The sequence below is a fragment of the Brevibacillus brevis NBRC 100599 genome, from assembly GCF_000010165.1.
Taxonomy (GTDB): domain Bacteria; phylum Bacillota; class Bacilli; order Brevibacillales; family Brevibacillaceae; genus Brevibacillus; species Brevibacillus brevis_D.
This window is the reverse complement of the sequence record NC_012491.1, coordinates 6,258,444-6,284,077: the sequence shown is the minus strand read 5'-3', so window position 1 is coordinate 6,284,077 and position 25,634 is coordinate 6,258,444. Positions and strand designations below refer to the sequence as shown.

Sequence of the window (25,634 nt, the reverse complement as noted above, 5' to 3'; positions counted from 1 at the left end):
TCATGGCGATCATCTATTTGGATAACGCAGCTTCTACATGGCCGAAGCCACCAGCAGTCAAAGAAATGATGGCGGAGGTCATCGAGGATTTTGCTGCAAATCCTGGCCGAGGTGGACATGCACTGGCGATGAAAGCGAGTAAAGCTGTGTTTCGGACACGGGTGCAAGTGTCGCGGTTGTTTGGGGTTCAAAACCCGAATAACCTCTTTTTTTATCTCAATGCCACTCAAGCGCTTAATCAGGCGATAAAAGGGTTTTTACAAGCAGGCGATCATGTTATTTCTTCATCTGTTGAGCATAATTCGGTAAGACGTCCCATCGAGTTCATGCGCAAAAACAACCAAGTAGAAGCTACTTTTGTAGAGCCAAGAGAAGACCATCAATTCTATGTAGAGGATTTTGCCCAGGCAATTACGCCCTCAACGCGGTTAATCGTTGTGAGCCATGCTTCCAATCTGACAGGTGTCATCCTGCCTGTTGCCGAACTGGGGAAACTGGCAAAAGAGCACGGAATTACGTTTTTGGTGGATGCTTCTCAGTCTGCTGGTGTTTTGCCTATCGATGTAGAGGCAATGAATATTCATATGCTTGCTTTTCCTGGGCACAAAGGGCTTTACGGTCCACAAGGTACCGGTGGTTTGTACGTAAGTAGTGATATTGATCTCGAGCCCTTGATTCATGGGGGGACAGGCAGTCAGTCTGAAGCCATTGATCAACCGACAACTCGTCCAGACCGATACGAAAGCGGGACACTCAATACGGTTGGTTTGGCAGGGCTGCAAGCAGGCGTTGATTTTGTCATGGAAAAAGGTGTGGACAACATTCGTCAGCACGAATGGGAATTGGTGAAACAAACGATCCTTGGATTGCAGCAAATCGAGGGTGTACATGTCTACGGACCGGGGATTGAGATCGAACGTGTGGGCGTGGTTGCTTTTAATATCGGAGAGGTGGATGCGGCGGAGGTATCGTTTATCCTGGATCAACAATACGGGATTGCGACCAGATCGGGTTTTCATTGCACGCCATTGGGTCACCAGACTGCCGGTACAGAACAACGTGGAGCCGTTCGAGCCAGCTTTGGAATTTTCAACTCAGAGAAAGATGTAGAAGCGCTTCATAACGCTGTTCGGGAAATAGCAGCAGCGTTTGTGTAAGGGTAAGGCATCTGTAGGGGGACAGCGCAAGTGATCTTGCTGGGAACATTGGTCAACGCCGGAGCAATCATCTTAGGAGCATTGTTAGGCAGAATGTTGAAGCGAATTCCGGAGTCGATGCGACAAACCGTCATGCAAGGGATTGCTCTGGCCGTATTCATATTGGGTATTAAAATGTGCCTCGGTTCGGATAACTTTTTACTCGTGATTATCAGTATTGTGCTAGGAACAGTAATAGGTGAATGGATTGGGATTGAAAAAGGCTTAAACAATCTGGGGCACTGGCTGGAGAGGAAAGTCGGGGGGAGCCAAGGGAGTATCGCCACTGGTTTTATCACGGGGACGCTGGTGTACTGTATTGGAGCCATGGCTGTACTCGGTTCATTGGACAGTGGTTTGCGTAACAATCACGAAGTACTGTTTATGAAAGCAATGCTAGACGGATTCTCTGCGATCATTTTTGCATCAACACTAGGAATCGGTGTCATCTTTTCGGCAGTACCCGTGTTTTTATATCAAGGCATGATTGCGTTATTATCTACAAGCATTTACAGTGTGGTGAGCGAAACGATGCTGAATGCGATCCTGGTAGAAGTAACGGCGGTAGGTGGCTTGATGATTATTGCCATTGGGTTAAACGTTTTGGAGATCAAACAGATCAGGGTAGCCAACATGATGCCAGCATTAGTGATCGCAGCAGTCGGTGTTCCCTTTATCGATTGGGTTTCAAAGCTGTTTTCATAGTTGGTACAGAGGCTCTTCCTTCGGGAGGAGTCTTTTTTTATGAAAAATCAACTATCATCGATAAAAATAGCATGCGATAATATGATACAAAAACTTAATTTGCGAGCAAGGATGGATAATTGGGACGTGACAGTAGCGTACGACAGCAAGTTGGGGAGAGAATGATTATGTTGGGTGTTATCGTCAATCCTGTATCGGGTAATGGCACAGGGTTGAAAGTATGGAGGCAAATTGAGCCGACGCTACGATGTCTGGGAGCGCCTTTTCATGTCAGGTTGACATCAGGAGAGGGGGACGACAAAAAATTATCAAAAGAGCTGATTCAAAAAGAGGGAGTAAAAACAATCATTGCTGTCGGAGGGGATGGAACTGTCCGAGGCGTGATAAATGGGATATACGATTCGAAACAAGATTGCCGATTTGGATTGGTGCCGGCTGGTTCCGGGAATGATTTCGCTCGCGGACATGGAATTCCGATGAAACCGTTACAGGCATTAGAGCGAATTCTGTCGGAAAAAGGGGAAAAGCGAATCGATCTGATTTTATTGAATGGGGAAGTAGCTGCGAATTCAATCGGGGCCGGATTCGATGCACAGGTAGCAAAGGTAACGGATCAAGCTGTGTACAAAGCTTGGCTGAATGGGTACAGGTTAGGAGCACTTGCCTACATTATATCGGTGATTCGCGTCGTATGTACGTATCAGCCACGTGACATCGTACTGAACGTTGATGGTATTGAGGCTCGTTTAGAGGCTGCCTGGCTAGTTGTCGCTGCCAATATTCCGAATTACGGAGGCGGAATGCTAATTTGTCCCGATGCTATACCGGACGATGGAATTGCGGATATTTGCGTAGTAAGTGGTATGAGTCGGCTCGGATTGTTAGCTGCTTTTCCGAAAATATTCACAGGAGCTCACCGTCATCATCCGGGTGTCCGCTTTTATAGGGGAAAGCATGTAACGATACATACAGCGGGACAGCTACCTGTCCATGCAGATGGGGAAAGCGTAGCGCCAACACCGATCAGTGCCCAAGTGATCGAAAAGTGCCTGACGATTTACACGTAAAAAAATAGACCTGTCATCCGTTGAGGGAGAGAACAGATCAAAAAGTAAGTTTTCTAAAGAGGGATGGAACCTTTTGCAGAAAGAAACGGTCAATCATATAAGACACTATCGAATCGACTAGGCGTAGAAGCCAGTGTTACGGCTTTTGCCAGTCCGGAAGCTATGGTATCTGCCATGTTCATGACGATGGAGAGGCGGGTATTTTGAAGGACAAAATACTCCATGAATCCTCCTACGTTGACAATCCCGGTAATGTGGAAGGAACCAACAGGAGGCAGCTCTTTTTTAACACCAGCCCCTGGTTTTAGTGGACCATTCATCACATTGATGTTTCCGACGTGGCTAAATTGACCTAAACAGGCATCGACCGCAATAAGTGTAGCTGTCGGATGATTCGCCTGGATGAGCTCTAACTTTTCCTTAAGATTCATGGCGTGTACAGGATCCTCAAGCGTTCCGTACACTTGCAAAAAACGAGGTGACTGCGCGATGAGCTTGGTTCCTACTAATGGGCCTAGAGCATCACCAGTAGAACGGTCTGTCCCAATACATACAATGACAAGGTCGTCATCGAACCGATTTAAGCGAAAGCGCTGGGCAAGGTGACCGGCGAGATGCTCGTCTGCGTTTTCACTGCGGTATTCCACTTTAAAAGGTGGCAAAGAATAATCCTTGCGATTATCGGATGTACTCATGGAAACCCCCACTCTTGCCGACTTGGCTTAAACCAACCTGTAAAAGGTTATATAAAAGTATTCACAGTATCGTACCGATATGACATTTTTATACCTGCTAATGGGAAAGTTACGTAGGTTTTGAAAACTCAGTGAGGCTGGCATGCATGAAAACGAACAGGTAAAATAAGAGGAGCCTATAGTAGTTTGTGTGAAAGAGATGAGGGGGAGTGAAATGGGAGGAGAGACAGTACTGATCGCATTTGATTCCACGCAGCAAGCCTTGCGGGCAGAAATGCTGCTGGAGTACGAAGATATTGAGATCGATACAAGACCAACGCCAAAAGAAATAACGGCAGGCTGTGCCCTTTCCATTGAGTTCCCACTGTCGGATTACTTACGAGCGAAAGCGATCATGATGGAACAGCAGGTGGTAATACGAGGATACTTCCGTCAGTTTTTCGGCCAGTATAGCGAGGTGGACGAAAGCGGGGAGCAGAAGGAGCGGGAGGAATGAAGCAAGCTGGTTTCTTTGAAAGGATTTATGCCCAGGTACATGCGTATATGACAGATGCAGATATGTGGGTAAATATAGGGATGGCTGTACTGAAAATAGTCGCGATCATCCTGTTATCGCGAATCGTCGTTTCTGTTGTGCAATCGGGCGTAAATAAAGTGTTCCAGCATCGCCACGGAAGCAAGATTCAAATGGATCAACGCCGAGTGGACACTATGCGGGTGCTCGTCAACCATATCGTTCAGTACGGCATTTACTTTTTGGCGATTCTCATGATCTTGCAGCTGTTGGGCATTGATTTGCGCCCCGTTTTGGTAAGCGCAGGGGTACTGGGACTGGCAGTTGGTTTCGGGGCGCAAAGTCTCGTGCGTGATATTATTACGGGATTTTTCATTATTTTTGAGGATCAATTTGCTGTTGGAGACGTTGTAACGATCAACAACTTGACAGGCACGGTGCAGGAGATTGGTCTGCGCATTACAAAGGTGCGAAGCTGGACGGGTGAGGTACACATCTTTCCAAACGGCACGATTAATCAAGTGACCAACTTTTCATTGCAAAATACGTTAGCCGTTGTCGACGTATCTGTAGCATATGAAGAAGATCTGAATCAAGTTGAGTCTGTGCTCAAAGAAGTATTGGCATCGGCTCAGACAGAATTGACGGATATCGTAGCTGAGCCACAGATTTTGGGAGTACATGCACTGGGGCCTTCTGAAGTCATCATCCGGGTTACGGCTGAGTGTAAGCCGAACACACATCACGGAGTCAATCGAAATTTGCGTGCGAAGATCAGAACGGAATTAACCAACCGAGGCATTCAAATTCCGTATCCAAAAATCGTCGCGGTGTCTGGAAAGGGAACAGTGTAGAGAGGAGAAAGAGATATGGAACGCAAGCAATTTGGACTGGGGGATGTCGTACAGATGAAAAAGCCGCATCCATGTGGCACGAATGCGTGGAAGGTCATACGCATGGGCATGGATGTGCGAATCAAATGTACGGGTTGCGATCATAGTGTGATGATTGGACGACTAGAATTTGAACGCAAGCTGAAAAAGATACTGATTCGCGCGGAGGAAGAACCGCAAGCATAAACCATATTTCTTTGATCAACCCCTCTGTCTTTTTCTACAATGCCTGTAAACGATGAAGCGACGCACTTATATGCTTCACGGAGCGGCTTTGTCGTTTTAGACGGGAGGGGTTCGATGAAAAAGATGAGTGTTCGGTGGTTGCAATGGGTAGTAGTGCTTGCGCTTTTCCTACTTCCATCACAGGGAGTGTGGGCAAAGTCGGCAAACGAATGGGGAGTGAGAATATCCCCGGCTGACAAATCGGCGGAAATAGACCCGAATCAAATCATTACACTGACGTTTTCGGGGCCGGTTTCGTTAAAAAATGGGCAAGAGCTCTCCGACAAGTCTGGTCTCTCGATTATTTCACTCACGGACGCGAAAAAAAAGAAGGTTCGTTTTACGGCGAAATGGAACAAAACAGATCGAAGCATGACAATTGATCCGGAAGGAAATCTGGAAGCAGGGGCGTCCTATCGAGTTAGCTTGCTGGCCAAAAAAGTGAAGGATCAGCGAGGCAATTTGAATCCAGAGCTGGCTAGCACGTTTCAAACGAAAAAACCTGTGGATAATATCGCTCCACAAGCAGTCATATTGCCTGGTCACGGAGCTAAAAATGTAAAGCTCCAGGATAAAGTGACACTCCAGTTTGCAGAAGAGATTACTTTGGTTGATGGTGGAGCCCTATCCAGCAAAACGGCCGGGCCATTAGTTCGTGTAACAGATGAAAAAGGGACTGTCGTTCCGCACACAATTACATGGAACAAAAGTAAGCGGATGTTGTCTGTGAAGCCAAAAGGAAAATGGCAGCCACATACGAGATATCAGGTAAGTCTCATTGCGGGCTTGGTTAAGGACACAGCAGGTAATTTAAATCAAGCGCAGTGGATAACTTTTCAGACCGGATCGAAGTAATTCAAGCATGTGGGTAAAAAAAAGGATGCAGCCAATTTAGAGGCGCATCCTTTTTCCTTTTGTACGATCAAATGTATCTCCCGGTGATGGTACTTAGGTTATGACTGATCATTATCCCTAGGCTGCATTGCCTTGGCTATGATCTATGTGGAATTAGAGAAGGTAAGGCTGCTGAGGATGCAAGCTTACCTTCAGATAGGCTGGATGGCAGCGGAGTAGGTTAGTTGCAGTCACAACCTACGATAACGAGAAGGATGAACAGAACCAAGATCAGCGCGAAATCGTCGAAACCGTTAAAGATACCCACTTGCTAACACCTCCTACCGTAGTTTCAATACTCATGCTATGTAGAAACCCACAACGGGGTATAGGCGGATGCCCTGGTTCCAAGAAAATAAGTTATGCACAGCATATCCACAGAAAATGTGGACAACTTTTTGCGAAGAAAAGGAGTGTCTGCAGACGATGTGGGAGACAAAAAGTTGTTAGTAAATACTTATCCACAGACTTATCCACAAAAGAGGATTTTCTCTGGATAAATCGACGGTAATTATCGAATATTTTAAAAATTTTTATTAGTAAGAAGGAATTTGGCAGGTGAAAATATAATTACACACTTATAATTTTGGCAAAAATAGATAGAAGAAAAGGGGCGATTGAGATTTGAAGAAGCAAGTATTTGCATCAGTTACGGCTTTGGCCATTGCATTGTCGACAGTATCCGTACCATTTATTCCTTACAGCACGCAGGCGGTAGCTCTTGCTGCTGAAAAGCCTTCTTATCAAACTCGCGCTGAGATCCCAGATGCGTACAAGTGGAAGCTGGATGATATTTATCCGACTGTTAAGGAATGGGAAAAGGATGTTGCAAAGGTTGAATCTTTGGCAAACGCTTTCACAAAACACAAAGGCAAGCTGGGTACATCTTCTGCTACGATGCAGGCGGCATTCGATGACTATGTTGAGTTGATGCGCTTAAATGACAAAGCATACGTGTACGCGAACATGTCTCTCGATGTAAACTCCGCGAATCCTGATCTGCAAAAGCTGGGAGACCGCGCTGAGAAAATGTCCACACTTGTCACAGAAAAAACTTCATGGGTACAGCCTGAAATTGTTGCGATTCCAGATGGTAAAATAAAGAGCTTGCTGTCTAAAAAGGAGCTTGAGCCTTACAAACTGTTTATCGAGGACATGCTAAGAACGAAGCCGTACTCACTCTCTGCGGATATGGAGCAGCTCTTGGCGAAATCGTCTCCTTTGGGAGGTGCACCGACCAACATTTACAGCATGCTGTCCAAAGACGTGAGGTTCCCTAAAATCAAAGATGAGACAGGCAAGGAAGTTCAGTTAACTCGTGCCAATTTCATTTCCTACATGGAAAGCAAAGATCAAAATGTGCGCAGAGAAGCGTTCAAGGCCTATTATGGGGCTCTGATCGATTTCCAAGACTCGTTTGCATCAACATTGGCTGCCAAAGTAAAGGGCGATAATTTCTACGCAGCGGTACGCAATTACGATTCTGCGCTGGAAGCAAGCCTAACACCGAACAACGTACCGACGAAGGTGTATGATGAGCTGATTGACACGGTGAATGATAATCTGCCATTGCTGCATCGCTACATTTCTTTGAAAAAGAAAATGCTTGGCGTGAAGGAATTGCACATGTACGACATTTACGTGCCGATCGTTCCATCTGATGACAAATATATTTCCTTCGACGAAGGAAAGAAAATCGTCGTTAATGGTTTGGGAGTAATGGGTGATGACTATGTGAAGGCAATGTCTGACGGCCTGGATGGCGGATGGGTAGATGTCTATTCCACCGATGACAAGCGCACGGGTGCCTACCAATGGGGTGCTTATGATACACATCCATATGTACTGTTGAACCACCAAGGTACGCTCGATGATGTGTACACCATCGCTCATGAGATGGGACACGCCATGCAGTCGTATTATACGAACAAAAATCAACCTTATATTTCGTCCAACTACCCAACCTTCACGGCAGAAGTGGCTTCTACCATGAATGAAACTCTGCTGTTCAAGAGCATGTACGCGAAGGCGAAGACGAAAGAAGAGAAGATGTATCTCTTGAATCACTATCTGGAAAACTTCCGTTCCACGCTGTTCCGTCAGACGCAGTTCGCGGAGTTTGAGAGAGCGATTCACGAGAAGGAGCAAGCGGGAGAATCTCTGAATGCGGAAGCGATCAAGAAGATCTACCTCGACATCAACAAGAAGTACTACGGAAAAGACATGGTTTCCGATGAGGAAATCGGTATGGAATGGGCACGTGTGAGCCATTTCTACAACTATAAATACTACGTTTATCAATACTCGACGAGCTTTGCCGCTGCACAAGCATTAGCGAAGCAAATCATGGATGAAGGTCAGCCAGCTGTGGATCGAGTTCGTAAAAACTTCCTCGAAGCGGGTAACTCTGCTCCGCCTATCGAGGTGCTGAAAGCAGCAGGTGTGGACATGTCCACGTCCCAGCCAATCGAGCAAGCGATGGAAATCTTTGAAGAGACATTGAATGAGCTGGAAAAGCTGGTAAACGAGAAGTAAAGAAGCAATAGCAGCAAAACAGGCTCCCTTCCATTACGGAGAGGAGCCTGTTTTTTTGTATGTATCAATAGGCAATGCCTACTCGCGCCCGAATGTACTCGGAACGAGAGAGCTGCTGATACGTAAACTCCGCCGTATCTGGCACGGAAATTTGCATCCCATCTACAGGCAACTGGTGAGCCTCGACCCGGTAAGTGCCTGTATACTCGCCATCAGGCAAATAGGTCGGGCAAACAATAGTCCAATCGAGCTCGGACTGTTCCAAGAGCGAGTATGCCTTGTGATGTTCCTCGGCAGCACGCGTCAATTTTTGTCTGGACTCACTGGATTGATAGCGGAGCAGGTCAGGAGAAACTCTGCTTTGCAAGATGCCGGCGGTGCCCACCGTAATAATGCGTGAAACGCCTTCTCGCCTCATTGCTTCAATAATATAGGGAGTTCCTTCGGATAACGTCGTTGCCTTGTCTGTCCCGAGCGCGCTAATGACCGCGTCGACTCCACGCATGGCTGATGCAACATCCTTTTGATCGAGGACGTTTCCGGTCAGAACACGAAGATTTTCAGCAGCCAGATGAAGAAGCTTGTCTGCCGAGCGAACGAGAGCAGTTATTTCATGCCCATCTTTTAATGCATAGTCGAGGATATGGCTTCCTACGCGACCAGTGGCACCAAGGAGTAAGAGCTTCATTTTTTAGTCACCTCGTTACCTTTCCTTTTACCGTAGCAAACAGATTCTGTTTGTCTAGTCTATCATTTCTTTTTTTGTCCCACCACATGGAGCTATGATTAAGAGGCAGGATGAGGCAAGTAAAAAAAAGCTTCCACAAGGAGACAATTGTAATCTGAAAACCAAATCTATATACTTAAAAGGATATCAGGATGATGATAAGGGAGTGTATATAGATGGGTGCATCATGCGGGATTGTAGGTCTTCCTAACGTAGGAAAATCGACATTGTTTAATGCCATTACACAAGCGGGCGCTGAATCGGCTAACTACCCGTTCTGTACGATTGACCCGAACGTAGGGATCGTGGAGGTGCCAGACGAGCGTCTGGAAAAGCTGACACAAATCGTTGTACCGAACAAGGTAGTTCCAACTGCGTTTGAATTCGTAGACATTGCAGGCTTGGTAAAAGGCGCGAGCAGAGGTGAAGGACTTGGCAACCAGTTCCTGGGTCACATCCGTGAAGTAGACGCGATTGCCCATGTTGTTCGTTGCTTTGAAGATGAGAACATCACGCACGTAGCAGGTCGTGTCGATCCTTTGAGCGATATCGAGACAATCAACCTGGAGCTGATTTTTGCTGACCTGGACTCTGTTGATCGTCGTATTGATCGTATTGCACGCAAAGTGAAATCCGGCGACAAAGAATCCAAGCAAGAGCTGGACGTGCTGGAAAAATTGAAAGCAGCATTTGAAGAGGGTCAATCTGCTCGCAGTGTTGAACTCGATGACGAAGAGCGCAAATGGATTCGCGATTTGCATCTGCTGACAATCAAGCCAATGCTGTACGTGTGCAACGTAGCGGAAGACGGCATTAACGATGCAGACAACAACCCGCATGTGCAGACAGTACGCCAACATGCAGCGAGTGAAGGTGCAGAAGTGGTTGTCATCAGCGCGAAAGTAGAGGCGGAAATCGCTGAACTCGAGGGCGAAGACAAAGAGATGTTCTTGGAAGAGCTCGGTCTTACTGAGTCCGGTCTCGATCGCTTGATTCGTGCTGCTTACAAACTGTTGGGATTAGTAACTTATTTCACTGCAGGTGTACAAGAAGTTCGCGCATGGACCATCCGTCAGGGTACAAAGGCTCCAGGAGCGGCAGGCGTGATTCATACCGATTTCGAGCGCGGATTCATTCGTGCGGAAGTGATTGCTTATGATCATCTGGTAGATGCTGGTTCCGTGGCAGTAGCGAGAGAACGTGGGAAGTACCGTCTTGAAGGGAAAGAGTACGTAGTGGCAGATGGAGATGTTATGCATTTCCGTTTCAATGTTTAGTACGAAATTCTTGATTCGAACTAGGCGGTTTGTTATAATACGATAATGCGAGTATTTATGGAGTGCATGTTTTGTGCGTTTCGTTTTAGCACTCGCTCCTTGCCCGAACAGGGCCGCTAAAGTCCATAAGGAGGTGAAAAGGTATGCGCCAATACGAAGTAATGTATGTATTGCGTCCAGACCTTGAAGAAGAGAAAGTAAAATCCAATGTAGCTCGTTACAGCGATGTTGTAACTAACTATGGTGGCGAAATCTCTAAGCTTCAAGAAATGGGTAAACGTCGTCTTGCGTACGAGATCAACAAGTTCCGTGAAGGTTACTACGTTTTGATGAACTTCAAAGCGAACTCCGATGCTGTTGCGGAAGCTGAGCGTCTGATGAAAATCAATGACGATGTAATCCGCTTTATGTTTGTTCGTGATGAGAAGTAATCATTGTCGCGATCAGAGGGGGAACCAAGATGAATAAAGTCATTCTCATCGGCAACCTGACGAAAGATCCTGAACTTCGCTACACGCCAAATGGCGTTGCCGTTGCCACTTTTACTGTGGCCGTTAATCGTCCCCGCACCAATCAAGCGGGAGAGAGAGAAACGGACTTCATTAACATTGTCGCTTGGCAAAAACTTGCCGACCTGTGCGCAAGCTATTTGCGTAAAGGTAGACAAGCAGCCATCGAAGGACGTATGCAAACACGCTCCTATGATAATAAAGAAGGTAAAAAGGTATACGTGACGGAAGTCGTTGCGGAGAACGTTCAATTTTTGGGCGGTCGAGGTAATGAATCCGGCGGAGACAATCCAGGATACGATCCAGGACCAGGCATGGGTGGCGGTAACAAACCATCCGGTCAACGAAATAATGACTACGATCCGTTTGGTGATCCTTTCGCGAGTGCAGGCAAGCCGATCAACATTTCAGATGATGACTTGCCGTTCTAGTATCGTATAACTTTCACATTCCTAAGAGGGAGGGACTATCATGGCACGCAAAGGACGTCCTAATAAGCGTCGTAAAGTATGCTTCTTTAAAGTGAACAAAATCAAGCACATCGATTATAAAGATATTGATTTGCTGAAAAAGTTCATCAGCGAGCGCGGCAAAATCTTGCCACGTCGTGTAACTGGTACTTCTGCGAAGTATCAACGTGCACTGACAATCGCAATCAAGCGATCCCGTCAAGTAGCACTGTTGCCTTACACTGCTGAATAAGTTGCAAAAGCTATAAAAAGGGGGGCACAATTGCGTGGCCCTCTTTTTTCCATAGTTTTCTGTACATGAGACATGAATAATGAGGTGCTGACATGCCGTCCAAAACGAAACACTTGGCTGAAAATGCCCTTATGCTGGGTATCGCACTGGTGCTGCTGTTTCTCGGTACATATACCATACTGGGAGGACTCGTCAGTTTCCTGATACCTCTGCCTTTTATCCTTTTGGCAGTAAATCGAACAGTACGTAACATGGTATGGATTTCCCTTGCCTTTACGTTTCTGGGCTGGATCATTACGGGTCCGTTTGCGGCTACACTTGCTTTTTCAAGTGCGGTTTGGGGTTCAGTCATGGGGATTTTTTATGCGAGAAAAGGAACGGCTCTTCCGGCGATTGTGGCAGGGGCAGGCGTTGCCTTTTTAGGTGTCGTTTCCATGATGGCATTTATGGCATTCGGGATGAACGTTGATTTTAATGCCATCACGCAAGAAGTTGCTAAGCTACGTCCAGCAATGGTGCCAAAAGAGCAGTTTGATCAGCTTCTTGAACTGGGCAAAATCGTCTTGCCTACGAGTCTTGTCATGTTCAGCTTTCTATCGACCGCCATTATTCATGGATTGGCGAGTCTGATTGGACGACGTCTGCGCAGACCGATTCCAGCATTGAAGCCAATTCGGGAATGGAGCTTCCCACGATCATTGCTTTATTACTACTTCATTGCGATGATCAGTCTTTTGTTGTTTGCCGAAAGCATGCAGGGAACGTTTTGGGAAATCGCCTTGATGAACCTGAAAGTCATGCTGGATGCAATTTTTGTTTTGCAGGGCTTGAGTTTTTGTCTGTTTGCAGCCTATTTATACGGCTGGAAGAGGCTGACTCCTGTGCTCGTTGTCTGTCTATTTATTTTTCCACCCCTAAGTACTATACTTAGTCTAGTAGGGATATTTGACCTAGGAATTCGTTTGCGTGAAAAACTGGAAACAAGAGTGAAGAGGGGCTGAGGAAATGCCCAAGTTCCTGTTAAAGCGTTGGTACGGGATGCACATGGTCCTGGCACTCAGCTTTAGCTTGCTGTTGTTGGGGATTTTGACCTTGTTCCATTGGATGTACGGGGCGATCGGCATGGTGTGCCTGATTGGCTTGGTTCTTTACGCTCTTCAAGCAGAAAAGGGGTTCCAACGAGACTTGCGCCTGTACTTGGCGACGGTCACCCATCGCGTGAAGAAGGCGGGAGAAGGCGTTATCCAGGAACTGCCGATCGGAATTCTTTTATACAACGAGGAAAAGGCAATTGAGTGGGTAAACCCGTATATGACGCATATGTCCGGGGATGAAACCATGATCGGGAAAAGCCTCCAAGAGGTATTCCCCCAACTGGTTTGGAAGCCGGAGCAAAAACGGCTGGAGTTTACTTATAACGAGCGGGTATACGAAGTCATTGTTCGGTCCGATGAGCGCCTTTTGTATTTCAAGGACATTACGGATTTCAAAGAATTGACGACTCGTTACCATCGAGAAAAGGCTGCACTTGCCATCATTCACCTCGACAACTTGGACGAGGTTGGACAAGTCATGGATGATCAGAGCCGTACGCTGCTCTCTACAAGCGTGGCTGGTGTGATTACAGAGTGGGCCAACAAACATGGCATATATCTTCGCCGAATCACAGCCGACAAGTTTTTGGCTCTGATGGAACGGGAAGCACTTGATAAATTGGAAGAATCGCGATTTGACATTCTCGATGTAGTACGGGAGATGACGGCTGACAACAAGATTCCGATTACGCTCAGTATCGGGGTTGGAGCGGCGGCTACCACTTACATTGAGCTGGGACAAATGGCGCAATCAAGCTTGGATATCGCATTAGGGCGCGGTGGCGACCAGTGCGCTGTCAAGATTGGCAACAAGCTCACTTTCTACGGTGGGAAATCGAATGCGGTGGAAAAGCGGACACGTGTCCGGGCTCGTGTTATTGCACATGCTTTGCGTGATCTCATTCATGAGGCCGAGCACGTCATTGTCATGGGGCATAAACAGCCTGACATGGATTCCATCGGGGCATCACTTGGTGTATTGAAAGCTGTGCAGCTGCACAACAAAACGGCTTATATTGTCATGGATGAAGGCAATCATTCTGTCGAGCGTCTGATGAAAGAGATTTATGCCAATGAAGAGTTGGCTGAGACCTTTATCACGCCAGAACAGGCAATCCGACTCATCTCCGGTCGCACATTGCTGGTAGTCGTCGATACGCATCGACCATCGCTGGTGATTGAGCCGAAGCTGTTGACGGAAACGAGCCGAATTGTGGTGATCGACCACCATCGACGTTCGGAGGAGTTCATTGAGCCAGTACTCTTGTATCTGGAACCGTATGCTTCTTCGACGGCCGAGCTTGTTACGGAACTCTTGCAATATCAGAGCGAGCGATTGAATATCGACAATCTGATTGCAACGGCACTGTTAGCAGGGATTGTGGTGGATACCAAAAGCTTTGCCTTCCGCACAGGTTCACGGACCTTCGAAGCGGCGTCTTTCCTTCGCCGTAACGGGGCTGATACCGCGGCTGTCCAGCGCCTGTTGAAGGAAGATCTGGGCCAGTATGTGAAGCGGGCAAAAATTATCATGAATACGGAAACGTACCGTGACAACATGGCGATTGCCATAGGCGATCCGTCTGAGGATTACACGCAGGTACAGGTGGCGCAAGCTGCTGAGCAGCTACTCACCTTGTCAGGTATCCAGGCGTCGTTTGTTGTTGCAGAGCGATCCGACGATACGATCTTGATCAGTGGACGTTCTTTGGGCGACATAAATGTTCAGTCGATCATGGAACTGCTGGGTGGAGGCGGTCACCTCACTGGTGCTGCGACACAAATTCAAGGCATATCAATTAAAGAAGCAACACGTCGTTTGAAAGAAGCGATTGACTCGGTCGTATAGGCCAAAATATAAAGGGGGAAACGATGATGAAAGTCATTTTTCTTCAAGATGTAAAAGGCCAAGGGAAAAAAGGCGAAGTTAAGGATTTGTCAGAGGGCTATGTACGCAACTTCTTGTTGCCAAAGAAGCTGGTAAAAGAAGCGACAGATAGCAACGTGAAAACGCTCGACGCTCAAAAGCGCAGCGAAGATAAGCGCAAGGAGCAAGAAAAGCTGGATGCTCAGGAGCTGGGCAAAAAGCTGGAAGAGTTGACAGTGAAAGTAACAGGAAAAGCAGGCGAAGGTGGTCGCTTGTTCGGTGCAATTTCCAGCAAACAAGTAGCGCAAGCGCTTGAAGATCAGTATAAAATCAAAGTAGACAAGCGTAAGCTCGAAATGGATGCAATCCGTGCTTTGGGCGTGACGCAAATCAAAGTAAAACTGCACAACGAAGTAACGGTGACTCTGAAAGTACACGTTGTGGAAGAATAATGTCTCAATTGTGGGGGGTGTGACGTGAGCGACCTGTTTTTGGATCGTGTGCCGCCACAGAACAAGGAAGCGGAACAATCGGTACTGGGTGCCGTGTTCTTGTCTAAGGAAGCTTTAATCACGGCCATTGAGATTCTCCGTCCGGAGGATTTTTACAAGACAGCGCATCAGCGCATCTTTCAAACGATGGTGGACCTGTATGAAAAAGGCGAACCTGTCGATCTGGTTACGGTTACAGCTGATCTACAGGATCACAAGCTGCTGGATGAAGTCGGCGGGGTTACGTATCTCACGGAAATCGCCAGTTCAGTTCCAACGGCTGCCAACATCGAATACTACGCAAAAATTGTAGAAGAAAAATCACTGCTTCGTCGATTGATTCATACAGCTACCAAGATTGCCAATGACGGCTACTCCCGTGAGGATGATGTCACGCAGATCATCGCGGATGCGGAGAAGTACATCATGGAGATCGGCCAAAATCGCAACAGTGGCGGTTTTACACCGATTCGGGATGCTCTTCTGGAAACGTATGAGCGGATTGAGTTTTTGAGTCAGCGACGCGGTGATATTACCGGGATTTCTACGGGATATACTGATTTGGACAAGATGACAGCAGGATTGCAACGCAGTGACCTGATTATCTTGGCGGCCCGTCCTTCCGTAGGGAAGACGGCTTTTGCCTTGAATCTCGCGCAAAACGTAGCAGCCCGTGCAGGTGAGACCGTAGCCATCTTCTCCTTGGAGATGGGTGCTTCTCAGCTGGTTCAGCGTATGATTTGTGCGGAGGGCAATCTGGATGCGTCCCGGATGCGTTCCGGTACACTGGAGGAAGACGATTGGCAAAAGCTGACGATGGCAATCGGTACGCTGGCGAAAGCGCCGATTTACATCGATGATTCACCAGGGGTTACTGTACAGGACATCCGGGCAAAATGCCGTCGCCTTCAGACAGAGAGGGGCTTGGGCCTGATCCTGATTGATTACCTTCAGCTGATTCATGGACGAGGCAAAGGAGATAACCGTCAGCAGGAAGTATCTGAGATCTCGCGTACGCTTAAAGGGATCGCGCGTGAGCTGAACGTGCCGGTTATCGCCCTGTCGCAGTTGAGCCGTGGTGTAGAGCAACGGCAGGACAAGCGACCGATGATGTCCGATATCCGTGAGTCGGGGTCGATTGAGCAGGACGCCGATATCGTTGCCTTCTTGTACCGTGATGACTACTATGACAAGGAATCAGAAAACAAGAATGTCATCGAAGTCATTATCGCCAAACAGCGTAACGGTCCGACTGGAACGGTAGAGTTGGCGTTTCTGAAGGAATTCAACAAATTCGTTAACTTGGATCATCGTTTTCGAAATCAAGCAGGTTAATAGTTGGAATGGAAAAAAAGTCGGAGAAATTCCGGCTTTTTTTTCTATATTGAATTGCCGAACATATTAAGAATTAACTATATGAATGTTCGTATTTAGCGTTGACATAGGAAGTCTCGTTTAGTAAACTTAGATTGTTTCAGGCCCGAAAAGACATGATAATATCAGGAGGTGTTTTTCGATGTCAACAGTCGTTGTCGTCGGAACCCAGTGGGGCGATGAAGGTAAAGGTAAAATTACAGACTATCTAGCTGAAAGTGCAGAGGTAGTGGCTCGTTATCAAGGCGGTAACAACGCAGGCCATACCATTATTTTTGATGGTAACAAGTATAAGCTGCATTTGATTCCATCCGGAATTTTTTATAGTGACAAGACCTGCGTAATCGGAAACGGTATGGTAATCGATCCGAAGGCATTGGTAAAAGAGCTGGAGTACATTCACAGCTTCGGTTTTTCTACAAGCAATTTGAAAATCAGTGATCGCGCGCATGTGATCCTGCCATACCACATCAAGCTCGATGGCGTAGAGGAAGATAGCCGCGGTGCTAACAAAATTGGTACGACCCGTAAAGGTATCGGACCTGCTTACATGGATAAAGCTGCGCGTATCGGTATTCGTATCGCTGATTTGTTGGATCGCGATGAGTTTGCTCGCAAGCTTGAGCGCAACCTGGCAGAGAAAAACATGCTGCTGGAGAAGCTGTACAATACAACTGGCTTTGAGCTTAAAGAAATTTTGGATGAATACTTGGCTCTGGCAGAAATCATTCGTCCTTACGTAACCGATACATCTGTTGTCCTCAATGATTCCATTGATAGCGGCAACCGCGTATTGTTTGAAGGTGCACAAGGCGTATTGCTCGATATTGACCAAGGTACGTATCCTTACGTAACGTCCTCCAACCCAATTGCGGGTGGCGTGACTATCGGTTCTGGTGTAGGACCAACCAAGATTCACCAAGTAATCGGGGTGGCAAAAGCTTACACGACGCGTGTAGGTGACGGTCCGTTCCTGACTGAGCTGAATGATGCAACCGGCGATCATATTCGTGAGGTTGGTTTCGAATATGGTACAACAACAGGTCGTCCACGCCGCGTAGGCTGGTTTGACAGTGTTGTCGTTCGTCATGCTCGTCGTGTCAGCGGTATCACCGGTTTGGCGATCACCAAGCTGGATACATTGTCTGGTATTGAGACATTGCGTATTTGCACAGCGTACAAATACAATGGAGAAATCATCGAGTCGTTCCCGGCGAACCTCAACCTGCTGGCGAAATGCGAGCCAGTTTATGAGGAACTACCAGGTTGGACAGAGGATATCACAGGCATTCGCAATCTGAACGACTTGCCAGAAAACGCTCGTCACTACATCGAGCGCATTACGCAACTGACTGGTATTCCAATGTCGATCTTCTCCGTAGGACCAGATCGTGAACAAACAGTCGTTGTTCGTGGCATTTACGGATAAGCTATCGGCTATATAATAGAAGAGAAAGCTGTCGAGTATTCGGCAGCTTTCTTTTTTTGCAAGGGACAGACACGAAACGGCACCCTCTGGGCATATGGTTAGACATAGGGAGAAATGGAGAGGTGATCATGATGATGGGTTTTGGATTTGACCAAAAGGCCATGAAGCTGCTGGGCAAAAATGTACAGGTAAAGATGATCAATGGCGTCGTCATCAAGGGAACCATGACTCATTTCAATAATGGTTACTTATGCTTTATCACCACATACAAACAACCAAATGACGCCGAGAAAACAAAAATACGCAGACTTGCGTTAAAAGACGTTACCTCGATGCAAGAGGTGTGAGTCACAGATGTTCATAACGAAATAAGCCATCTTTCCTAGTCAGTTAAGGGAAGATGGCTATATTTATTTTAGATCATGCCTCCATATGATCGGATGATCTCAGTCGCAAGATCACCTTGTTCCTCTGGTACGACTGCCGTTAACAAGACACTGCGATTCAAATTGTCATCGCCTCGATCAGCCATGCCGCTGGCGTCTGGATCTACTGCGGCCATGACACTTGCATCCCTGCCACTTGGGAAGTCAGCTGCCAGTGTAAGGTTGCCCAAGCTGGGAAAATCTCCGGATATGGGATTCAGGATCTGTTCATTTCCGTCTCCAGGGAATTGTCCGATTCTGTCGATCTGAATGGTGGAAAAACCAGCTTGTCGAAGTGCTTTTTCTGCCTTTTGGGCATCATCTTCGGTGTGAAATCCTGCAAGAATGTTACGTTCCTTCACGTATATCAGCCTCCAGATATGATAAATACTACCAATTGTTTGTACATATAGTGACTCTATGTCTATTTTTTTATTCGACAGCAATTTACACTTGATGTTGTCGTTAATCTTATGGTAAAGTCGACATAGTTGGTTTCTTTAGGCAATTTGGCAGATAAATGGAAACTAAATTTTGGGATTTACGACCTAGTCGATAAATTAAAAATTTTCAGGAAATGGAACGAGCAAGTTGTATCTGTTTTCAGGAGGGACAAGTTATGCATTGGTCGGAATGGAAGGCCAAGCTGCAGGAACGGTCATCACGAATCGTTCGGGATTGCAGTGATCTGGCGAAACGTACAATGAAACGTACAAGCTCTTACATCCAGTCACATAAAAAACAGTCGCTTTCAATTGCGGCAGGTCTAGTTTTGACGATTGCTGCTGGAGCATCTGCACAATACTATTACACAAGCAATGTCAATTCTGTCTACCATGTCAGTGTAAACGGCAAAGAGATTGGCGTGGTAAATGATCCAAATGTGATACATAACTGGACAGTAGCAAAGCTGGAAGAGGAAAAGGCAAAAACAGGTCTCAACTTGCAATTGGCTGACTATATCACATTCGAAGAAGAGCGTGAGTTCAAGGCACCGTTCAATAACGATGCTGCTGTACAAGCTCTGGCATCCGTAGCGGATATCAAGGTTCAGGGCGTTAAGCTGACGATTGACGGCAAAGTGGTAGGTTACATGCCCGATCAGCAATCGGCTGATCAAGTACTGGCTGAAGTGAAGCAAAAATACTCCGGAGTTCCTGCAACGACAGGGAATAAGGCTGTTGTAGCAGCAGCATCCACAGTCCCAGTCAAACCAAATCCGGTAAAAGAAGTCGCATTTAAAGAAAACGTAGAGATGCAAACCGAAACAGTTGATGCATCTCAAATTTTGTCTGCCGAAAAACTCGAGGAGTTGCTGGTAAAAGGCACCTTCAAGGACATGAAGCACACGGTCGTAGAAGGCGATTGCATCGGTTGCATCGCGAAGAAATACGGCATTACATCAAAAGATATTTACGCGAACAACCCAGGTGTTACGGAAAATACCGTCCTTAAATTAGGACAAGAAATCAATGTAACCGCAGTGCGTCCACTGGTTACTGTACAAGTCAAAGAAGAAGTAGATCAGCAAGAGGTTATTGCTTTTAATACCCAAATTAAAAACAATGACAAGGTTCCTAAAGGCGAAACGAAGGTCGTACAAGAAGGTAAAAACGGCAGTAAAACAGTTAAGTACGAAGTTGTGAAAGAAAATGGACAAGTCGTTAATCGCAAAGTCATCAAACAAGATGTAACTGTGCAGCCTGTAACCCAAATTATGGAGCGCGGTACAAAAGTTATCCCATCGCGCGGTACAGGTCGTTTGAGCTGGCCTGCTAGCGGTTATATTAGCAGCGGCTTCGGACAACGCTGGGGAAGCATGCATAAAGGGATTGATATTGCCGGTGCTGGTTCTGTCATGGCGGCAGACAATGGACGTGTCACATTCGCTGGTTGGAATGGTGACTATGGAAAATCGGTTATCATCGACCACGGCAATGGAATGAAGACATTGTACGGTCACATGAGCGTTATTAATGTGAAGGCCGGCGATGTTGTTAGCCAAGGAAAGAAAATCGGCGTAAAGGGTTCTACTGGGCAATCGACCGGCGTCCACCTGCATTTTGAGGTTCTACAGAATGGACGAAATCAAAACCCAATTCGTTACTTAAAATAGACTAGTAATTTATGGATAGGAAAGGGCAACTCTTAGGAGGGGCCCTTTTTTTGCTGGCAGGGATTGAATGCCAAGCCCTTCTTTACGTGGCATACATGGTGTATTGTAGAGGAATAGTGACGGTCGAAGTGGAATCCTTGAAGAGGCAGTTTGAGAGGAAACAAAAGATTGTTGAACACGTACTTACAGAAAAAGGAGGGCGCAGGATGGCAAAACTCCTCGTAGTTGACGATGAAAAACCGATTGCAGATATTTTGAAATTCACGTTTGAAAAAGAAGGATATCAGGTTGTATGTGCCTACGATGGTGATGAGGCACTTGTCGTGGTCAAGGATGAGCGACCGGATCTGATTTTATTAGATGTTATGCTTCCGGGCAGAGACGGAATGGACGTATGCCGAACCGTTCGCCAAACGTATGATGTTCCGATCATCATGCTGACTGCCAAAGACTCTGAATTGGATAAAGTACTCGGGCTGGAATTGGGCGCGGACGATTATGTGACAAAGCCATTTAGTACGCGTGAGCTGGTAGCCCGTGTAAAGGCACATTTACGCCGTAACCGCTCGAAAGTGGAAGAGAAGGATAGCCAGCATGTACTGCGCGTGCATGAGCTGGAAATCGATTTGAACTCGTATACCGTCGAAAAGGTGGGAGAAGCATTAGAGCTGACGCACCGTGAGTTTGAGCTGCTGGTGTACCTCGCTCGCCATCAAGGACAAGTATTGACGAGAGAGCATCTCCTGCAGTCGGTCTGGGGATTTGACTATTTTGGCGATGTGCGGACGGTAGATGTGACCATCCGTCGTTTGCGTGAAAAAATCGAGGATGATCCAAGTCAGCCGAAGTACATTATCACGCGGCGTGGTTTGGGTTATACATTACGTAATCCCGGCATGGGAGGCCAGCCTGGATGAGGCGGCTGTTCAAAACTGTTCAGTGGAAAATGGTCATCATTTACATGCTGTTAATTTTGCTTGCGATGCAATTTATTAGCGCGTATTTTGCCCGGGAAGTCGAGAGTTACTACATCAACAACTTTTCCGAGGCCTTGAATGGACAAGCCAGTTTGTTAGCGAGTTTGCTGGAAAGCGATTTGCGCCCGCATGACGGGAAGGAATCCAACACCGAACAAAATCGTCAGTACATCGACAACCTGATCAACAACCTGGTAAAAATCAATGGAGCCAATGTGCAGGTCATCGATCAGACAAGAACGGTGGTCGCGACGACAGAGGACAAAAGTACAATTGGACAGCGAACCTCGCAGCCTGAGGTGACGGTTGCCTTGCTCGGGACGCGCAGTGAATCGATGCGGATCGACCCGAAGACGGGGGCGCGGGTGAAAGTATTGGCATTACCTGTTAAGGGCGATCAGATTGTATACGGTGCGGTCTACATGGTCGCTTCGATGGAAGGCACTTATGCGACGATTGGTAAAATGAACGGCATCTTGGGGACAGGTACAATGATCGCGATGGTCATTACGGCGGTGCTCGGGGTCGTATTGGCCCGCACCATCACCAAGCCTGTGAAGGAGATGACCCGTCAGGCGCGATTGGTGGCAGACGGGGATTTTAACAGTAGTGTACGTATCTATAGCGATGATGAAATTGGCCAACTCGGTATGGCCTTTAATCATATGACCTTGCGTTTGCAGGAAGCCATCTTGCAGCAAGAGGAAGAGCGTGAGAAGCTCGCAGGAATTTTGAGCAACATGACGGACGGTGTTATTGCCGCTAACCGAAATGGACAGATCATCCTGTTTAATCGAGCCGCAGAAGATATGTTGCAGGTGACGATGGCTGACGTCCTTCTCAAGAGGCGCACCTTGTACGATCTGTTGGGTCTGCCGCCAGAAGATGAGATGTCGCTCTATGCGCAGGAAGAACCGCTTATCATTGAGATGACGCTGCCGAATAAGGAAGAAGTCATCCTGCGTGTGACGTTTACACCCTTGCAGCACGATAGCAAAAAAATGGGTGGAATCATTGCTGTCGTAGCCGATGTGACGGATCAGCAGCGACTGGAGCAGCAGCGCCGTGAATTCGTGGCGAATGTATCGCATGAGCTGCGGACACCACTGACGACCATTAAAAGCTACGTGGAAGCGCTCCTGGATGGTGCAGTGGAAGAGCCGGAGCTATCCCAACGGTTCTTGAAGGTTACGTCGTCGGAGACAGAGCGCATGATTCGCTTGGTAAACGATTTGTTGCAGCTATCGCGTTTTGATTCACAAGGGGTCCGTTTGCATTGCAAGGAAGCGGACCTCAATCGATTGCTTCACTACGCTGCTGATCGTTTTTCCATGTTCAGTGAGCAACAGGAGGTTCAGCTCAGTCTGGATATGCCGAGCAAGCTTCCGCTGGTTTACATTGATCTGGATGCGATCAATCAAGTATTGGATAATCTTTTGTCCAATGCGATTAAGTATACGCCTCAAGGAGGCACTGTGGTTCTCATGGCAAAAGAGAACCACAAGCAAAGGCGGGTTCAAATCTCTATCACCGACACAGGAATTGGTATTCCCAGCCGCGATCTGAAGCGAATCTTTGAGCGCTTCTACCGCGTAGACAAGGCGCGTTCGCGCGGTCAGGGTGGAACAGGTCTGGGATTGGCGATTGCCCGCGAATTAGTACAGGCACACGGTGCAGATATCGAGATTACGAGTGAATGGAACGTGGGAACGACAGTCACGTTCTGGGTGCCATTTGCCCAAGGAGGAAAAACGGGATGAAGCGGATGCTAGAGCCTGCCAAGACCGTCTTACTCAATCTGCTAGTGCTAGCCAGCTTTGTTTTGACAGCGATGTTGTGGTCGAATCAACCCAACCTTCAATTTATTGAACCGGCAGAGTACACGCAGTCTAAGCCTGTTCAGGAAAAACAACTCGAACAGCTCGTTACGCCGGAATCCGTTGTTTTTCACTATGGGGAAGATCGCCATACGAAAGCATCCGCAACCGATGCTCCTTACAGTTTGATCGTGCGAGAAATGTCGAAATGGATCTTCCTCGATTTTTCTCCGCTCACCATCTCCAATGAGAAATGGGAAGATATTGCCCGGGAAAAGATGGGGTTGGAAGTGCGCTTTCGGAGCACGGTTCCCTTGTCAATTGTAGGTCGGCTGGTAACCTTTCGGGATGAGTTTGACAACCGAATGAAAGGGATTGACCGATTGTGGCTGTATTACGAGAAGGACGAGGATGTCGTCTACGCGTTGTTTTTGTCGACTGAGGAAGGTCGCATGATGCGTTCTCGAACATCGATCAGCCCTAAGGATTTGCGAGAATCGTATTTGGCTTCTGGTGATTTAATGCCTGAGCAAATCATGAAAATCGTCAAACCAGAGCGAAGCTTCGTAGATTTGGAAGGATCGGCGCTGATGTGGAGCACTTACTATTTGCCCAAGAATCAGATGCGCATGCAGCAATTCCGCTACAGCTACGTACCTGTTACGAATGATAGACTAATCGAGTCTTACTTTATCGATCAATCGCTCGTCAGACAGATCATGGAGCGTGACAAAACGGTTATTTTTACAGATGGCAGCAGATCGATTCAATTAAGGTCGGAACAGAAGGCGTTCACGTTTACTGATCCGGCGTATCAACAGCGTGATCAGCAGCTGTCTGATGAAGAAAAAGTGCAGAGTGCCGTTACCTTTATGAATAAACACCTGGGCTGGCTTGATGAGTATCATTTTGAACGAATCAAGAAGAGCTACAATGAAAAAGACTTGATCACATTCCGCCAGTACGTGGGGGCGTATCCCTTGATTAGTGAGGGGGAAGCCAAGCAAATCGATACAATCCAAATGACCTCGGAGGCAGGCCAGGTTGTGACGATGAGCCGATCGCTGCTGGATTTGGACAAGTATATCGACAATAAAGAGTGGACGATCATGTCTGGTCCGGAGCTGTATCAATATATTCGTGACAAAAAACTGGCGGACACAGAAAAAATCACGAACGCTTATTTGGCTTACCATACCAAAGTAGGCGAGGGAAACGTGGACTTGATGCCAATCTGGGTTGTGGAATTGGCGAATCAGGCGAGCCTGTATATTTCTGCGCACACCAAGCAGGGAGGAGGGAAGGCGCATGGATTGGAGTAGAACCAAGACGATTCTGATCTGGGCCTTTCTTCTCCTCGATTTGTTTCTCCTGTATCAGGTGTATGTGACGCGCATTAGCCTGTGGAATGATAAGGAAGTCGCACAAAGTGAGAAATGGAATACAGAGCTGTACTTGAATCAGCAAAATATCACATTGGATACAGAAGTGCCGCAGGATACACCAGCAATGTCCAATTTGGATGCGGAGTATGTCGGGATTAATCCGATTTCCTTGCATGAGATATCAGAGCTTCAGGCAACGGTAGAAAAGATGGCGTTAGCTGCCAAGCTGAACCCACCGATGCAGATTCGTGGTCAGTTGAATCCTCAGGAGCTCTTGCGTCAAATTGGGCCGAGGCTGATTTATTCCGATCAATACGTAGCCGATCCGTATCAATCGAATCAAGCGCGGCTTTTGTATTGGCAGGTCTATGATAAAATGCCAGTATTCGTTGCACCGTTAGAAATGTATTTGGACAACGGAGCGGTACTTGGCTACAGGCAGACCTTTTTCCACCTTCGCAAGCAGCAGGGGGAACGACAGGTGATCTCTGGTTATGCGGCCCTACGCTCTCTGGTGGACAAGCAAATCATTACACCAGGGGAACGGATTGAGAATGTGAGCCTGGGTTATTACGGTTCTTACGATGCGGATATTCAGACGCTGGTGCCTGTATGGCGTGTGGTTCACGATGGCAAATGGCATTTTGTCAACGCGATTACAGGGGCTCTGGAGCGTCCGATGGTCACGCAGCGCTGAATAGATAGACAACCTGGGATAGA

At 47.2% G+C, this 25,634-nt stretch carries 27 protein-coding genes; 23 read left to right on the top strand and 4 right to left on the bottom strand.

What is annotated here, in order from left to right:
- Positions 1–2: 2 nt before the first annotated feature.
- The 3 genes from BBR47_RS29615 (at position 3) to BBR47_RS29605 (ending at position 2,968) form a co-directional block, all read left to right on the top strand.
- On the top strand, positions 3–1,157 hold the full coding sequence (locus BBR47_RS29615; RefSeq protein WP_015894092.1) for an aminotransferase class V-fold PLP-dependent enzyme: 1,155 nt from the start codon (positions 3–5) through the stop codon (positions 1,155–1,157).
- Positions 1,158–1,187: 30 nt separating this feature from the next.
- Positions 1,188–1,901 (top strand): DUF554 domain-containing protein, encoded by a 714-nt coding sequence (locus tag BBR47_RS29610; RefSeq protein ID WP_015894091.1) that lies wholly within the window; start codon positions 1,188–1,190, stop codon positions 1,899–1,901.
- 167 nt (positions 1,902–2,068) lie between these two features.
- A complete protein-coding gene (locus tag BBR47_RS29605) occupies positions 2,069–2,968 on the top strand; it encodes a diacylglycerol/lipid kinase family protein (RefSeq protein WP_015894090.1) in 900 nt (299 codons plus the stop codon).
- Positions 2,969–3,057: 89 nt separating this feature from the next.
- Here BBR47_RS29605 and yyaC read toward each other — a convergent pair whose 3' ends face one another.
- A complete protein-coding gene (gene yyaC, locus BBR47_RS29600; RefSeq protein WP_015894089.1) occupies positions 3,058–3,663 on the bottom strand; it encodes a spore protease YyaC in 606 nt (201 codons plus the stop codon).
- 214 nt (positions 3,664–3,877) lie between these two features.
- Between yyaC and BBR47_RS29595 the strand changes: the two genes are divergently transcribed.
- The 4 genes from BBR47_RS29595 (at position 3,878) to BBR47_RS29580 (ending at position 6,150) form a co-directional block, all read left to right on the top strand.
- On the top strand, positions 3,878–4,159 hold the full coding sequence (locus BBR47_RS29595; protein WP_026133914.1) for a DUF3343 domain-containing protein: 282 nt from the start codon (positions 3,878–3,880) through the stop codon (positions 4,157–4,159).
- Positions 4,156–5,031 carry a mechanosensitive ion channel family protein gene (locus BBR47_RS29590; RefSeq protein WP_015894087.1) on the top strand — a complete coding sequence of 292 codons (876 nt, stop codon included), beginning with the start codon at positions 4,156–4,158 and terminating at the stop codon, positions 5,029–5,031. Before BBR47_RS29595 ends, BBR47_RS29590 begins: the two co-directional genes overlap by 4 nt.
- A 15-nt stretch (positions 5,032–5,046) precedes the next feature.
- Positions 5,047–5,256, top strand: coding sequence for a DUF951 domain-containing protein (locus BBR47_RS29585; protein WP_007720174.1), 210 nt, complete (start codon positions 5,047–5,049; stop codon positions 5,254–5,256).
- Positions 5,257–5,370: 114 nt separating this feature from the next.
- Positions 5,371–6,150, top strand: coding sequence for an Ig-like domain-containing protein (locus BBR47_RS29580; RefSeq protein ID WP_015894086.1), 780 nt, complete (start codon positions 5,371–5,373; stop codon positions 6,148–6,150).
- 220 nt (positions 6,151–6,370) lie between these two features.
- On the opposite strand, the gene BBR47_RS30745 is transcribed toward BBR47_RS29580, so the two are convergent.
- Positions 6,371–6,457 carry a YjcZ family sporulation protein gene (locus BBR47_RS30745; protein ID WP_016739383.1) on the bottom strand — a complete coding sequence of 29 codons (87 nt, stop codon included), beginning with the start codon at positions 6,455–6,457 and terminating at the stop codon, positions 6,371–6,373.
- A gap of 356 nt (positions 6,458–6,813) precedes the next feature.
- Here BBR47_RS30745 and pepF point away from each other — a divergent pair, with 356 nt between their 5' ends.
- A complete protein-coding gene (gene pepF / locus BBR47_RS29570; protein ID WP_041749747.1) occupies positions 6,814–8,724 on the top strand; it encodes an oligoendopeptidase F in 1,911 nt (636 codons plus the stop codon).
- Positions 8,725–8,788: 64 nt separating this feature from the next.
- On the opposite strand, the gene BBR47_RS29565 is transcribed toward pepF, so the two are convergent.
- On the bottom strand, positions 8,789–9,412 hold the full coding sequence (locus BBR47_RS29565; protein ID WP_015894084.1) for an NAD(P)-dependent oxidoreductase: 624 nt from the start codon (positions 9,410–9,412) through the stop codon (positions 8,789–8,791).
- A 215-nt stretch (positions 9,413–9,627) separates the two neighbouring features.
- On the opposite strand from BBR47_RS29565, the gene ychF reads away from it, so the two are divergent.
- The 10 genes from ychF to BBR47_RS29515 all read left to right on the top strand — a co-directional run bounded on the left by ychF (position 9,628) and on the right by BBR47_RS29515 (position 18,541).
- A complete protein-coding gene (gene ychF, locus BBR47_RS29560; protein WP_015894083.1) occupies positions 9,628–10,728 on the top strand; it encodes a redox-regulated ATPase YchF in 1,101 nt (366 codons plus the stop codon).
- A gap of 143 nt (positions 10,729–10,871) precedes the next feature.
- Entirely contained in the window at positions 10,872–11,159 is a 288-nt protein-coding gene (gene rpsF / locus BBR47_RS29555) for a 30S ribosomal protein S6 (RefSeq protein WP_007720183.1), read from the top strand.
- A gap of 29 nt (positions 11,160–11,188) precedes the next feature.
- Positions 11,189–11,668 carry a single-stranded DNA-binding protein gene (locus BBR47_RS29550; protein WP_015894082.1) on the top strand — a complete coding sequence of 160 codons (480 nt, stop codon included), beginning with the start codon at positions 11,189–11,191 and terminating at the stop codon, positions 11,666–11,668.
- Between the two features lie 40 nt (positions 11,669–11,708).
- Positions 11,709–11,939 (top strand): 30S ribosomal protein S18, encoded by a 231-nt coding sequence (gene rpsR / locus BBR47_RS29545; protein ID WP_007720187.1) that lies wholly within the window; start codon positions 11,709–11,711, stop codon positions 11,937–11,939.
- Between the two features lie 92 nt (positions 11,940–12,031).
- Complete coding sequence (locus BBR47_RS29540; protein ID WP_015894081.1) at positions 12,032–12,940, top strand: DUF2232 domain-containing protein; 909 nt, start codon at positions 12,032–12,034, stop codon at positions 12,938–12,940.
- A 4-nt stretch (positions 12,941–12,944) separates the two neighbouring features.
- Positions 12,945–14,882: a DHH family phosphoesterase gene (locus tag BBR47_RS29535; protein ID WP_015894080.1), complete on the top strand. Its 1,938-nt coding sequence runs from the start codon at positions 12,945–12,947 to the stop codon at positions 14,880–14,882.
- Positions 14,883–14,908: 26 nt separating this feature from the next.
- On the top strand, positions 14,909–15,352 hold the full coding sequence (gene rplI / locus BBR47_RS29530; protein ID WP_015894079.1) for a 50S ribosomal protein L9: 444 nt from the start codon (positions 14,909–14,911) through the stop codon (positions 15,350–15,352).
- 24 nt (positions 15,353–15,376) lie between these two features.
- Positions 15,377–16,726 carry a replicative DNA helicase gene (gene dnaB, locus BBR47_RS29525; RefSeq protein WP_015894078.1) on the top strand — a complete coding sequence of 450 codons (1,350 nt, stop codon included), beginning with the start codon at positions 15,377–15,379 and terminating at the stop codon, positions 16,724–16,726.
- A 181-nt stretch (positions 16,727–16,907) separates the two neighbouring features.
- On the top strand, positions 16,908–18,194 hold the full coding sequence (locus BBR47_RS29520; RefSeq protein WP_015894077.1) for an adenylosuccinate synthase: 1,287 nt from the start codon (positions 16,908–16,910) through the stop codon (positions 18,192–18,194).
- Positions 18,195–18,325: 131 nt separating this feature from the next.
- Complete coding sequence (locus tag BBR47_RS29515) at positions 18,326–18,541, top strand: hypothetical protein (protein WP_007720197.1); 216 nt, start codon at positions 18,326–18,328, stop codon at positions 18,539–18,541.
- 68 nt (positions 18,542–18,609) lie between these two features.
- Here BBR47_RS29515 and BBR47_RS29510 read toward each other — a convergent pair whose 3' ends face one another.
- Positions 18,610–19,065, bottom strand: a complete 456-nt coding sequence (locus BBR47_RS29510; protein ID WP_015894075.1) for a hypothetical protein — start codon at positions 19,063–19,065, stop codon at positions 18,610–18,612.
- 173 nt (positions 19,066–19,238) lie between these two features.
- Between BBR47_RS29510 and BBR47_RS29505 the strand changes: the two genes are divergently transcribed.
- The 5 genes from BBR47_RS29505 (at position 19,239) to BBR47_RS29485 (ending at position 25,611) form a co-directional block, all read left to right on the top strand.
- Entirely contained in the window at positions 19,239–20,735 is a 1,497-nt protein-coding gene (locus tag BBR47_RS29505; RefSeq protein ID WP_015894074.1) for a LysM peptidoglycan-binding domain-containing M23 family metallopeptidase, read from the top strand.
- Between the two features lie 206 nt (positions 20,736–20,941).
- Positions 20,942–21,652, top strand: coding sequence for a response regulator YycF (gene yycF / locus BBR47_RS29500; protein ID WP_007720203.1), 711 nt, complete (start codon positions 20,942–20,944; stop codon positions 21,650–21,652).
- On the top strand, positions 21,649–23,472 hold the full coding sequence (gene walK, locus BBR47_RS29495; protein ID WP_015894073.1) for a cell wall metabolism sensor histidine kinase WalK: 1,824 nt from the start codon (positions 21,649–21,651) through the stop codon (positions 23,470–23,472). Before yycF ends, walK begins: the two co-directional genes overlap by 4 nt.
- On the top strand, positions 23,469–24,851 hold the full coding sequence (locus BBR47_RS29490) for a YycH family regulatory protein (RefSeq protein WP_015894072.1): 1,383 nt from the start codon (positions 23,469–23,471) through the stop codon (positions 24,849–24,851). Before walK ends, BBR47_RS29490 begins: the two co-directional genes overlap by 4 nt.
- Positions 24,838–25,611 carry a two-component system regulatory protein YycI gene (locus BBR47_RS29485; RefSeq protein ID WP_015894071.1) on the top strand — a complete coding sequence of 258 codons (774 nt, stop codon included), beginning with the start codon at positions 24,838–24,840 and terminating at the stop codon, positions 25,609–25,611. The genes BBR47_RS29490 and BBR47_RS29485 overlap by 14 nt, the downstream gene beginning before the upstream one ends.
- The last annotated feature ends 23 nt before the right edge of the window (positions 25,612–25,634 follow it).